Origin of the sequence: Bacillus amyloliquefaciens DSM 7 = ATCC 23350 (genome assembly GCF_000196735.1) — a bacterium.
In the GTDB taxonomy this organism is placed as follows: Bacteria; Bacillota; Bacilli; order Bacillales; family Bacillaceae; genus Bacillus; species Bacillus amyloliquefaciens.
This window is the reverse complement of sequence record NC_014551.1, coordinates 2,742,211-2,754,588: the sequence shown is the minus strand read 5'-3', so window position 1 is coordinate 2,754,588 and position 12,378 is coordinate 2,742,211. Positions and strand designations below refer to the sequence as shown.

At 46.9% G+C, this 12,378-nt stretch carries 11 protein-coding genes; 10 read left to right on the top strand and 1 reads right to left on the bottom strand.

The genetic code is table 11. The features are described 5' to 3' along the window. The first annotated feature begins 23 nt into the window (after positions 1-23). From BAMF_RS34135 to thrS, 8 genes are all read left to right on the top strand, one after another. The gene (locus BAMF_RS34135) at positions 24-1,046 is read left to right on the top strand and encodes a glyceraldehyde-3-phosphate dehydrogenase (protein WP_013353146.1); all 1,023 of its coding nucleotides are present in this window, start codon (positions 24-26) and stop codon (positions 1,044-1,046) included. Between the two features lie 237 nt (positions 1,047-1,283). Next, entirely contained in the window at positions 1,284-1,664 is a 381-nt protein-coding gene (gene speD / locus BAMF_RS34130) for an adenosylmethionine decarboxylase (protein ID WP_003152471.1), read from the top strand. Positions 1,665-1,914: 250 nt separating this feature from the next. Next, positions 1,915-2,373: a transcriptional regulator NrdR gene (gene nrdR / locus BAMF_RS34125; protein WP_003152473.1), complete on the top strand. Its 459-nt coding sequence runs from the start codon at positions 1,915-1,917 to the stop codon at positions 2,371-2,373. Between the two features lie 110 nt (positions 2,374-2,483). Then, positions 2,484-3,893 carry a replicative helicase loading/DNA remodeling protein DnaB gene (gene dnaB, locus BAMF_RS34120; RefSeq protein WP_013353145.1) on the top strand — a complete coding sequence of 470 codons (1,410 nt, stop codon included), beginning with the start codon at positions 2,484-2,486 and terminating at the stop codon, positions 3,891-3,893. Positions 3,894-3,917: 24 nt separating this feature from the next. Next, positions 3,918-4,853: a primosomal protein DnaI gene (gene dnaI, locus BAMF_RS34115; protein ID WP_013353144.1), complete on the top strand. Its 936-nt coding sequence runs from the start codon at positions 3,918-3,920 to the stop codon at positions 4,851-4,853. A gap of 31 nt (positions 4,854-4,884) precedes the next feature. Then, complete coding sequence (locus BAMF_RS34110; RefSeq protein ID WP_013353143.1) at positions 4,885-5,526, top strand: TVP38/TMEM64 family protein; 642 nt, start codon at positions 4,885-4,887, stop codon at positions 5,524-5,526. Positions 5,527-5,591: 65 nt separating this feature from the next. After that, positions 5,592-6,422 (top strand): putative sporulation protein YtxC, encoded by an 831-nt coding sequence (gene ytxC / locus BAMF_RS34105; RefSeq protein WP_013353142.1) that lies wholly within the window; start codon positions 5,592-5,594, stop codon positions 6,420-6,422. A gap of 409 nt (positions 6,423-6,831) precedes the next feature. Next, a complete protein-coding gene (gene thrS, locus BAMF_RS34100) occupies positions 6,832-8,763 on the top strand; it encodes a threonine--tRNA ligase (protein ID WP_013353141.1) in 1,932 nt (643 codons plus the stop codon). A 56-nt stretch (positions 8,764-8,819) separates the two neighbouring features. Here thrS and BAMF_RS34095 read toward each other — a convergent pair whose 3' ends face one another. Next, complete coding sequence (locus tag BAMF_RS34095; RefSeq protein ID WP_013353140.1) at positions 8,820-9,614, bottom strand: HAD family hydrolase; 795 nt, start codon at positions 9,612-9,614, stop codon at positions 8,820-8,822. Between the two features lie 187 nt (positions 9,615-9,801). Between BAMF_RS34095 and BAMF_RS34090 the strand changes: the two genes are divergently transcribed. Continuing rightward, positions 9,802-11,583, top strand: coding sequence for a sensor histidine kinase (locus BAMF_RS34090; protein WP_013353139.1), 1,782 nt, complete (start codon positions 9,802-9,804; stop codon positions 11,581-11,583). Further along, positions 11,561-12,295 carry a LytR/AlgR family response regulator transcription factor gene (locus tag BAMF_RS34085; RefSeq protein ID WP_013353138.1) on the top strand — a complete coding sequence of 245 codons (735 nt, stop codon included), beginning with the start codon at positions 11,561-11,563 and terminating at the stop codon, positions 12,293-12,295. The genes BAMF_RS34090 and BAMF_RS34085 overlap by 23 nt, the downstream gene beginning before the upstream one ends. The last annotated feature ends 83 nt before the right edge of the window (positions 12,296-12,378 follow it).

The window sequence follows — 12,378 nt, the reverse complement described above, 5'->3', positions numbered from 1 at the left end:
TATTAAAAAGGGGTGACCTGAGCATGAAGGTAAAAGTAGCAATCAACGGGTTTGGAAGAATCGGAAGAATGGTGTTCAGAAAAGCAATGGAAGATGATCAAATTCAAATAACAGCCATTAATGCAAGCTATCCCCCGGAAACGCTTGCTCATTTGATAAAGTATGACACAATCCACGGCAGATACGATCAAGAAGTCGAGGCCGCCGAAGACAGTCTGATCGTCAACGGTAAACATATTATGCTGTTCAATCGGCGGGATCCGAGAGAGCTTCCGTGGAAAGAGTGCGGAATAGACATCGTCGTAGAGGCAACGGGAAAATTTAATTCAAAAGAAAAAGCCATGAGCCATATTGAAGCAGGGGCGAAGAAGGTCATTTTAACCGCTCCGGGCAAAAATGAAGACGTTACCATTGTCATGGGAGTCAATGAAGAGCAATTCAATCCGGATGAACATGTCATTATTTCAAATGCATCCTGCACGACAAACTGTCTCGCGCCGGTTGTCAAAGTGCTCGATCAGGAATTCGGAATTGAAAGCGGCCTGATGACGACTGTTCACGCTTATACGAATGACCAAAAAAATATCGACAACCCGCATAAAGATCTGAGGCGGGCGAGAGCGTGCGGAGAATCCATCATTCCGACTTCTACAGGCGCCGCAAAAGCGCTGTCGCTCGTGCTCCCTCATCTGAAAGGAAAACTTCACGGCCTTGCTTTACGGGTTCCCGTTCCCAATGTGTCATTAGTGGACCTCGTCTGCGATCTGAAAACAGATGTGTCGGCCGAGCAAGTGAATGCCGCTTTCCAAAGAGCCGCAAAGACGTCAATGTACGGAATTCTTGATTATTCGGATGAGCCGCTCGTGTCTTCGGATTATAATACGAATTCACATTCCGCGATCATTGACGGACTGACAACAATGGTGATGGAAGACCGAAAAGTAAAGGTGCTCGCCTGGTATGACAATGAATGGGGATATTCCTGCCGGGTCGTTGATCTTATCCGTCACGTGGCCGCGCGAATGAAACACCCGTCAGCTGTGTAGAATAAAGATCATGGACATTTGTTAGAAAAAACCCTTAACGGCATATTCGCAAAAAACACTTCTTGCAAAATAAACTTAAACACAGTATACTATCTTTCGTGAACTTCTTGCTCGTGACTGCTTCGGAATTACTTAAAGGGTTAGGACCTCTCCGGACTAACTTTCCCCCGTGGTAAATAGCCGGGTCAGTTCTCGGAAATTCACTTTTTTAATTCTTGTTAAGGGGGGTCCATGATTATGGAAACAATGGGGCGTCACGTCATCTCCGAGCTGTGGGGATGCGATTTTGATAAGCTCAATGACATGGATTTTATTGAAAAAACGTTTGTAAATGCTGCTTTGAAATCAGGAGCTGAGGTGCGCGAGGTCGCATTTCACAAATTTGCACCGCAAGGCGTAAGCGGAGTCGTTATTATTTCTGAGTCACATTTAACGATTCACAGTTTTCCTGAACACGGATATGCAAGCATTGATGTTTATACTTGTGGAGACCTGGATCCTAATGTGGCTGCTGATTACATTGCGGACGCATTACATGCAGATACAAGAGAAAACATTGAAATACCGAGAGGAATGGGGCCTGTACAGATTAAACAGGCACAAGCGAAAGTACTGTAATTTTCAAAACGCACACACAAGGGAGCTAAGCTGAAAAAGCCATTACGCGCTTTGAGGCTGATGCTCCTTTTCTAATGTAAAAAAACAGCATTGCTTTTTCTTTAAGCATTTTTTTTGTAAAATAGAGAAAGATAAGGCCGGTCTATCGGCTCTCCCAACACAATAGGCTCATCCTAGAAACGTTGGCGGGCATTTACCGGAAGCTTGCGAACCGCATTACAGCAACGAAACAGATGGGAGCTGATCCAATTTGAAATGTCCTTCATGCCAGCATAACGGTTCCCGCGTACTTGATTCACGGCCTGCGGACGAAGGGAAATCAATCCGCAGAAGGCGGGAATGCGAAGCCTGCCATTACCGCTTCACTACATTTGAGAAGTTTGAAGAGATGCCTCTGATCGTCGTGAAAAAAGAAGGCGTCCGGGAAGAATTCAGCCGTGAAAAAATGCTGCGCGGGTTAATTAAAGCTTGTGAAAAAAGACCCGTTCCTTTAAAAACACTGGAAGACATGTGCTTTGACATTGAAAAAGAGCTGCGAAACCAAGGCGTATCTGAAGTCAAAAGCGAACTCGTCGGAGAAATGGTGATGGACCGCCTGGCGAAAATCGATGAGGTGTCTTATGTCCGCTTTGCCTCCGTCTACCGGCAGTTTAAGGATATAAACGTGTTTATCGATGAATTGAAAGATTTAATAAAGAAAGAACGCTAAAGAGCTAAGAGATTGTGTCTGGCTCTTTTCTCATGAGCAAAATTGGCATTTGATAGATTGCGGAAACGGTGTAAAATGAGAGTAGAAACATATCGGAAGGTTTGAGAATCATGGCTGACTATTGGAATGACGTATTGCCTGTAGATCCTTATACGGTCAAAAGCCGTTCGCTTCTTCAGGATGTCGACAGACAGGTTTTGACACATCTGTACCAGCCGCTGATCGGTTCTTTTGCATTCTCCCTGTATATGACCTTATGGGGGGAGCTTGAGCAGAACCGTTTGTGGGGATCGGAATCCACGCACAGACAGCTGATGGGTATGATGCAGTCAAATTTAAAAAAGATTCATCATGAACAGGGAAAGCTTGAAGGAATCGGTCTGCTGAAAGTGTATATCCGCGAGTCCGAGCAAAAGGAGCGGATGTTTATTTATGAGCTGCTGCCCCCGCTCAGACCGAATGAATTTTTTGAAGACGGCATGCTGAACGTCTTTCTTTATAACAGAGTCGGTAAAACGAAATACCAGCAGCTGAGACAATTTTACACGCATCCTTCCGTCGGCGAAGGCGCAAGGGAAATTACGCGGCCGTTTAATCACGCCTTTGCCTCTTTCCAGCCGAGTGAGTGGAAGATGACGCCGGATATGGAAGAAGCGATGAACCTCCCCGAGGATTATGAGACGGCGTCTGTCGGACAAGCGCCTTCCTATACGGTGACGGAGGAAGTGTTTGATTTTGAGCTGTTTTTAGCGGGATTATCAGAAACGATGATACCGCGCAAATCAATCACACAGGACGTGCGGGAGAGTATTAAAAAGCTTTCGTATTTATACGGAATAGATCCTATCTCCATGCAGCACGTCGTTATGACGGCAATTAATGAACAGGATACGATAACGGCCGAAGCGCTGAGGAAAGCGGCCAGCGACTGGTACCAAATTGAAAGAAGCGGGAAGCTCCCGGAATTGATTGATAAAACACAGCCTGTCCGTCTGAGAGAAAACAAGGCGGAAAAGGAAGATTCATTGAATACAGAACTCATTGCACAGCTTGAGACCATTTCGCCGAGAAAGCTGCTCCAGGACATTGCGGACGGGACCGAGCCGTCAAAAGCCGACCTGCAGATCATAGCGGATATTATGTTCGAACAGAAACTTGAGCCCGGTGTCACCAATGTGCTGATTTATTATGTCATGCTGAAAACGGATATGAAGCTGTCCAAAAACTATATCCAAAAAATCGCCGCCCACTGGGCCAGAAAGAAAGTCAAAACGGTGCGGGAAGCTATGAAGCTCGCAATAGAAGAGCATAGGCAATATCTTGATTGGGCGGACGGCAAAACAAACGGCGCGGCACGCGGCAAAAAAACCGTCCGGGAAGAAAAACGCCCTGATTGGATGAAAGAAGAAGAAAACGGGAATAAGCCTGAACAGCCGGCTCTTTCCGCACAGGATCTTGAAGAACAGAAGAAAAAAATGATGGAAGAAATGAAAAAACTGAAAAAATACTCTGCCTATTGAGACAGAGAAGCGGGGTGATATGAAATGGAACCGATCAGCCGATCCTTAGAAGGCGTAACGAAGAGACCTGACTTTCAAAAACGCCTGGAACGAATGCAGCAGCAGGTCATGGCCGACAAAGACGTCCAGGCTTTTTTGAAGGAACAGAATGATGTAATCAATCAAAGTATGATTGACAGAGGGTTAAATAAACTGTACGAATACGTTCAGCAAAGCAAGCAGTGCGCCTTCTGTTCAAAAGACAACGAGACGAACAGTCTGCTTGAAGGCTATCATCCGAAGCTTGTGATCAACGGGCGTTCGATTGATATTGAATATTACGAATGTCCGGAAAAGAGAAAGCTCGACCGCCAGAAAAGACAAAAATCCCTGATGAAGAGCATGTATATCCAGAAAGATCTGCTCGGCGCGACCTTTCAGCAGATCGACATTACCGATCCGAGCAGACTCGGCATTTTCCAGCATGTGACTGATTTTCTGAAGAGCTATAATGAGACGGGCAAAGGCAAAGGGCTGTACCTGTACGGAAAATTCGGCATCGGAAAGACATTTATTTTAGCCGCCATTGCCAATGAGCTTGCGGAAAAAGAGTATTCCTCAATGATCGTATATGTTCCCGAATTTGTCAGAGAGCTGAAAAACTCGCTCCAGGATCAGTCGCTGGAGGAGAAACTGAATATGGTAAAAACGACGCCCGTACTGATGCTTGATGACATCGGAGCGGAATCAATGACAAGCTGGGTCAGGGATGAGGTCATCGGCACCGTGCTTCAGCACAGAATGAGCCAGCAGCTTCCTACTTTCTTCTCGTCTAATTTTTCACCTGACGAGCTGAAGCATCATTTTACCTATTCACAGCGGGGAGAAAAAGAAGAAGTCAAAGCGGCAAGATTGATGGAGCGGATTTTATATTTGGCTTCGCCTGTCCGTCTTGACGGGGAAAACCGCCGCCGTTCATAGTGCCGGCGACCAATGGGAAGGATTTGAGGGAATGAGGAATAAGAAGGCTGTCACATGGGCTGCGGCTGCGGCGGGAGCGGGCCTTTTGCTGTGGGCAAACCGCAAATATCTGAATCTGTCGCCTAAGGAGATCCGTCTTTGGGTGTTATCGTTCGGTGTTTTTGCGCCGCTTGTGTTTATCGGAATTTCCATCGTAAGGCCTTTTGTGCTGTTTCCCGTATCAATCGTTTCCGTCGCCGGAGGATTGGCGTTCGGACCGTTTTTCGGCACCGTGTATACGCTGGTAGGCTCAATGGGCGCTGCTGCCGTGTCTTTTTTTGCGGCGGGCCTGTTTGCCTTTAAAGAAAAAAGCCGTCACGGAAAAATGGAAATCATTCAAAAACAGATGAAAACCAATGGCTTCTTTTATATTTTTATCCTTCGCATTCTGCCTGTTAACTTTGATGTGATCAGCTATGCCGCGGGCCTTTCGAAAGTCAGGCCGATGACATATCTTTTGGCGACCGCGGCGGGCATCATTCCGGGAACGATTGTCCTGAATGTGCTCGGTGCGAGCTTTATGTCCGGCAATGTGCTGACCATGTTCGGAGTGATCTGTCTTTACATCGTGTTTTTATCGCTTCCCCTCATATTTAAAAAGAAGATGCGCCATTTGTTCGGCGGTGAAAGCTAACCTTTACGTCTATTTTAAAAAGATCCCCCATATACTTGTAACAGATGCCGTAAGGGGGGACAAATATGCTTGAAGTGATCTTTGAAGATGACCACGATACCGCTGCTTTTTTACATCTCATTCAGCAATCGGACGACCGGAGACATTTTATTGTCCGTGAAGGCATAAAAAAAGTCGGAATCGAAAGGTCTGAATCGGCTTTTTCCGTTCAGCGTTTTATTGAGCCGATATTTGTCAGGTTTTTTTTAGAATGTAAAGAAGACGAGCATATGCTTTCGCTCATAGAGGACGCATACTGCTTCACCGATCAGGATGAACAGCAGCAAATCCTTCAGCTTGCACACAGCATTATGGAAGGAGAGCTTGATGATCATCCGTTTGAGCCGAAGAAAGAGCCGCGCACACAGTTTATTTCAGATGCGCTCCGGACAATTTCACTTGATGCGGGTGTTTTTTCCGTGCGTTCGTTTCAGACGTTCCGGCTCGGCAAGTATTATGAGCGGCTCAGGGAATATGCGGAGGCTGCGATAGATGAATACCGGATGGAACAGGAATATCAAAACTTTATCCAGTCTCTGAGAGATTACGTGACATCCAATCCGCCGCGGATGAAGAAAGTCCGCATCGTACATGACCGGGCTTTTACGCTGTGGGAGCTGCGCTATGTGTCAGAACGGGAACAGAAAAAATACATAGACAGGCGGTTTGTGCGGGAGCACCCGATGTATATCGATTCCCATCTGCTTGCGCCGCTGATCTCCATTGCGCCTGAGACCGTGGAACTGTATACGGACAAACCGGAGCATATGATGTCAAGAACGATTCAAAACGTGTTTCAGGAGAGGGTGCGCCTCTTCCCGTTAGGCGCGTTTGTGTCGGAGAAGACGGAAGGATAGCCGCACAGACGGCCTTGCGGCAGCAGCGGGGCTGTCTGTGCGAAATCAGACGGAAAACCGAGTTGCATTTTTCTCACAGACATTTTATAATACATAACAGATTAATGATTGCTACACGTATTGATAAGGACATGAAGCATTGATACCGGCTTTATAAGAGAGGAGAGCCCAGGCTGAAAGCTTTCCAGCTATGGATCATTGTCTTTACCGCCTTTGAACTTCAGCTGTGAACGCAGGAATAAGCGCCAGTAATAGCTGACGGGAACTCCCGTTACAGAGTTTAGAGCCGCAGGTGCCGAAAAAATCGGCCGCGCGGAAAAAAGGGTGGAACCACGATTCCGTTTATTTAACCTCGTCCCTTTCATAGGGGGCGGGGTTTTTGATTTGTATAAAAAAAGGAGTGACGAAGATGTCAGATATGATCAACATCACATTTCCGGACGGAGCGGTAAAGGAATTTCCGAAAGGATCAACAACAGAAGATATCGCGGCATCCATCAGTCCGGGATTAAAGAAAAAGTCTTTAGCCGGTAAACTGAACGGACAGGAAATTGATTTAAGAACGCCGATTCAAGAGGACGGTGCCGTAGAAATCATTACAGAAGGCACAGAAGAAGGCCTGAACATCATGCGGCACAGCACGGCGCATTTATTGGCTCAGGCGATTAAGCGCATTTATAAAGATGTGAAATTCGGAGTCGGTCCCGTCATTGAAAACGGATTTTATTATGACGTTGAAATGGAGCAGGCGCTGACGCCGGATGACCTTCCGAAGATTGAAAAAGAAATGAAACGCATTGTCGGTGAAAATCTGCCGATCATCCGAAAAGAAGTGAGCCGTGATGAAGCAAAATCCATGTTTGCGGAAATCGGCGATAATCTGAAGCTTGAACTGCTGGATGCCATCCCTGAAGACGAAACGGTCTCCATTTATGAGCAGGGCGAGTTTTTTGACCTCTGCCGCGGCGTGCACGTGCCGTCTACAGGAAAAATTAAAGAATTTAAACTGCTCAGCCTTGCAGGCGCGTACTGGCGCGGAGACAGTAAAAACCAAATGCTTCAGCGCATTTACGGTACGGCCTTCTTTAAAAAGGATGACTTGAAAGAGCATTTGCGCATGCTTGAAGAAGCGAAAGAGCGCGACCACCGAAAACTGGGCAAAGAATTAAAATTGTTCGCCAACTCTCAAAAAGTCGGACAAGGCCTGCCGCTCTGGCTGCCGAAAGGCGCGACGATCCGCCGCGTGATCGAGCGCTACATTGTGGATAAAGAGCTGAGCCTCGGCTATGAGCATGTCTATACGCCTGTTCTCGGAAGCAAAGACCTGTACGAAACATCAGGACACTGGGAACATTATCAGGACGGCATGTTCCCGCCGATGGAAATGGACAATGAAACGCTTGTCCTTCGTCCGATGAACTGTCCTCACCATATGATGATTTACAAACAGGACATTCACAGCTACCGCGAGCTTCCGATCCGCATTGCCGAGCTCGGAACGATGCACCGCTATGAAATGTCAGGAGCGCTTTCAGGTCTTCAGCGCGTACGCGGCATGACGTTAAATGACGCACACATTTTCGTCCGCCCTGATCAGATTAAAGAAGAATTCATCCGCACGGTCCGTTTGATTCAAGACGTATACGAAGATTTCGGCCTGAGTGATTACACTTTCCGCCTGTCTTACCGCGATCCTGAAGATACGGAAAAATATTTTGATGATGATGACATGTGGAACAAAGCGCAATCCATGCTGAAGGCGGCAATGGATGAAATCGGCCATGATTACTATGAAGCGGAAGGCGAAGCGGCGTTTTACGGCCCTAAGCTTGACGTGCAGGTAAAAACGGCGATCGGCAAAGAAGAGACATTGTCAACCGTACAGCTTGACTTCCTTCTTCCGGAACGCTTTGATCTCACTTACGTCGGGGAAGACGGCAAACAGCACCGTCCCGTCGTTATTCACCGCGGCGTCGTTTCAACGATGGAACGCTTCGTTGCTTTCTTAATCGAAGAGCACAAAGGCGCTCTTCCGACATGGCTTGCGCCGGTGCAATTCCAAGTCATTCCGGTATCACCGTCTGTGCATCTTGACTACGCGAAAAAAGTGCAGGAGCGCCTGCAGCGTGAAGGCCTGCGTGTCGAGCTTGACAGCCGGGACGAGAAAATCGGCTATAAAATCCGTGAAGCCCAAATGCAAAAAATCCCGTACATGCTTGTGGTCGGTGACCAAGAAGCGGAAAACGGCGCGGTAAACGTCCGGAAATACGGCGAGCAGAAATCCGAAACCGTTTCACTGGACGATTTTGTGAAAAAGGCTGTAGCCGAAGCGAAAAAATAATCCGGAAACATAAAAAAACCCCATTCTGAATGAGTGGGGTTTTTTTCGGTATGTGATTATCTTTGTTTTTGTTTCTCTATAATCGCAAACAGCTCGTGAAGATCGCTGATCACGTAATCAGGCGTAATGTCCGTTTCATTTTTCTTATTCGTCCGGTTTACCCAGACAGTCGTGATGCCTGCCCGTTTCGCTCCCAATATATCAGTATTGAGGTTGTCTCCGACCATAATGGCGTCTTCTTTTTTCAGGTGCAGAAGACTGAGGCAATGTTCAAAGATGGAGGCGTCGGGTTTCCCTTTTCCGAAAGCGCCAGAGATGACAATTTCATTAAAATAAGGCGCAAGCTCAGGAACGCCGGCAAGTTTTTCTTTCTGCAGGCTGGGGTCGCCGTTTGTCAGCAGAAGCAATTCATAAACGCCTTTCAGCTTTTCAAGCACCGCAAACGTCTCATCATACACATACGGGCGCTGTCTGCGTTCCGCCGCGAAAAACTCCGCTAAATATTCGCCGTAAGCCGCATCGTCTATGCCGACACTTTTTAACCCGTTCGTCCAGGCGTTTCGTCTGTATTCCGGCGCAATCTGATTCAGCTTTTTAAATCCTTCGCTGACCGGCTCAGAAAAATTCGCCCATAATCCTTCAAACGGATTAATGCCGATCATGACCGTATAAGGATAGGTTTCGTATGACATATACAATTCCCGTGCCGCTTTACGAACCGCTTCTTCAAATGTGTGCGGGTCAAGGCCATATTTTTTTTCAGCTTGTAAACATGTTTCTCTGAATGTTGTTCTGACGCTTTTTTCATCCCATAACAGTGTATCGTCCAAATCAAAAAATACGGCTTTCATGATCTTCTCCTCTTTGTTATATTCTGAAACTCTCTGCCGCAAGGCTCCCGTTTATTCTACAATAGATACATAGACTGTGAAAGATTTGTTTTCTGATGATTTGAAAAAAACAGGCAGATTTGTGTCCGATTCTGTCTCTTGCTTTAAAACATGATAAAATAAAATTTGAAAGAACAGGTGAAAAAGTATGCTGCATTTGATCATTATGATGCTGGAAAGAGTCGGAATTATCGTCATATTGGGATTCGTTCTGGCTCATACCAGATTGTTCAGACAGGCGCTCCAGCAGCCTGAGAGCTATAAAGGAAAAGCGGTGCTGATTTCAATTTTCTCGCTGTTCAGTATCATCAGTAACTATACGGGGATAGAAATTCAGCGGAATATGATCATGAATAATGACTGGGTGTTTCAAATTAATCCGTCCGGTTCAATTGCCAATACACGGATTATGGGGGTTGAAATCGGCGGACTCTTAGGCGGTCCGTATGTGGGGATCGGAGTCGGCATATTGGCCGGCCTGCATCGTTTATCACTCGGCGGCGCGACCGCAGTCAGCTGTGCCGTCTCGTCCGTATTAGCGGGCGTTTTGTCCGGCTGGATCGGGCGGTATTTCAGAAAACGCTATGCAATGCCGACACCGCGGGTGGCCGCGCTTGTCGGGCTTGGGATGGAATCTTTGCAAATGCTGCTCATCCTTTTGATGGCCAAGCCGTTTTCTGACGCTTGGACGCTTGTGAGCATCATCGGCATCCCGATGATATTGGTAAACGGGTCAGGGACTTTTATTTTTCTTTCCATCATTCAGTCAATTATCCGAAAAGAAGAGCGGGCAAGAGCGCTTGAAACTCACAGGGTGCTGATGATTGCCGACCAGACACTTCCGTTTTTCCGCCAAGGGCTGAATGAAAGCTCATGCAAAAGCGTTGCTGCCATCATTCACAGGCAGACAGGGACGGATGCGGTATCACTTACGGATAATGAAAAGATTTTAGCGCATGTCGGGGCGGGTGCCGACCATCATATTCCGTCTAAAAGCCTGATCACCGGATTGTCAAAACGGGTCATCAAAACGGGACATATTATGAAAGCGACATCAAAGGAAGAAATTGAATGCACGCACGATCCCTGTCCGCTGCATGCGGCTATCGTATTGCCGCTGACGTCAAACGGCAAAACGATCGGCACGTTAAAAATGTATTTTAAAAGCCCGTCGGGTTTAAGCCGGGTTGAAGAAGAGCTCGCGGAAGGACTTGCCATGCTGTTTTCCACCCAGCTTGAACTCGGTGAGGCGGAACTGCAGAGCAAATTACTGAAAGATGCAGAAATAAAGGCGCTTCAAGCACAGGTCAATCCGCATTTTCTGTTTAATGCGATCAATACGATTTCTGCACTTTGCCGCACGGATGTGGAAAAAACCCGAAAGCTTCTGCTGCAGCTCAGCGTCTATTTCCGTTCCAATCTGCAGGGAGCGAGGCAGCTGCTCATCCCGCTTTCTAAAGAACTGAACCATCTGCAGGCATATTTATCACTGGAGCAGGCTCGTTTTCCCGGGAAATATAAAATCAGTCTTGAGATCGAAAACGGTTTGGAGGACATCGAAATCCCTCCTTTTGTGCTGCAGATCCTTGTGGAAAACGCGCTCCGCCATGCGTTTTCAAGAAAGCAGGACAGCTGTGCCGTCAATGTCAGCGTGGTATCCGCCGGTCCGTCGGTTTTAATGCGGGTTGGGGATAACGGGCGGGGAATTGATCCGGAATTGCTGTCTGTGCTCGGAAACCGTCCGCTGCCGTCTAAAGAAGGAACGGGAACCGCGCTTTACAATTTAAATCAGCGGCTGATCGGACTGTTCGGTCCCAAAGCCGCTCTGCGATTGGAAAGTGAGGCCGGTAAAGGTACAGACGTATCATTTGAGCTGCCTTTGAAACTGATGACAAAAGGAGAAGAACATGCTGAAGGTGTTAATCGTTGATGATGAAATGCTGGCAAGAGATGAATTGGCTTATTTGCTGAAACGGACGAATGAAGTAAGTGATATAAATGAAGCGGAAAATATTGAATCCGCTTTTGACAGCATGATGGATCAAAAACCGGATCTGCTGTTTTTAGATGTTGATTTGTCAGGAGAAAATGGATTTGACATTGCCAAACGGCTGAAAAACATGAAAAATCCGCCGGCAGTCGTTTTTGCGACGGCGTATGACCAATTTGCTTTAAAAGCCTTTGAAGTCGATGCGCTCGATTATTTAACAAAGCCTTTCGATGAAGAAAGAGTCCGCCAGACGATCAGAAAGTTTAAAAGGGTTAAACAGGACAGGGCAGAAGCCGTCTCAGAACAGCCGTCCGCAGCCGGAGCGCATAAGCTGGCGGTATCAGCCGGCGAATCTATCGTTATTTTAGATACGAAGGACATTATTTTTGCCGGCATGGAGGACGGACACGTTTCCGTCAAAACTTTCGCCGCGTCTTATTCCGTTCACGAAACCTTGGCGGTCATTGAGAAAAAACTGCCTGAGACGGGCTTCTTGCGAGTGCACCGCGCGTTCATCGTGAATACGGAGCATATTACGGAGATTCATCCGTGGTTTAATTCGACCTACAATCTTATTTTAAAAGACGGCTCTAAAATTCCCGTCAGCCGTACATACGCAAAAGACTTAAAAAAGCTGCTTCATATTTTATGAGGCGGCTTTCTGCATTTCAACAGCCGTTTTTTGCATTTCAGAATGAATATTCTGCCGTTTGTCATGAAAGCGCTTTATAAATC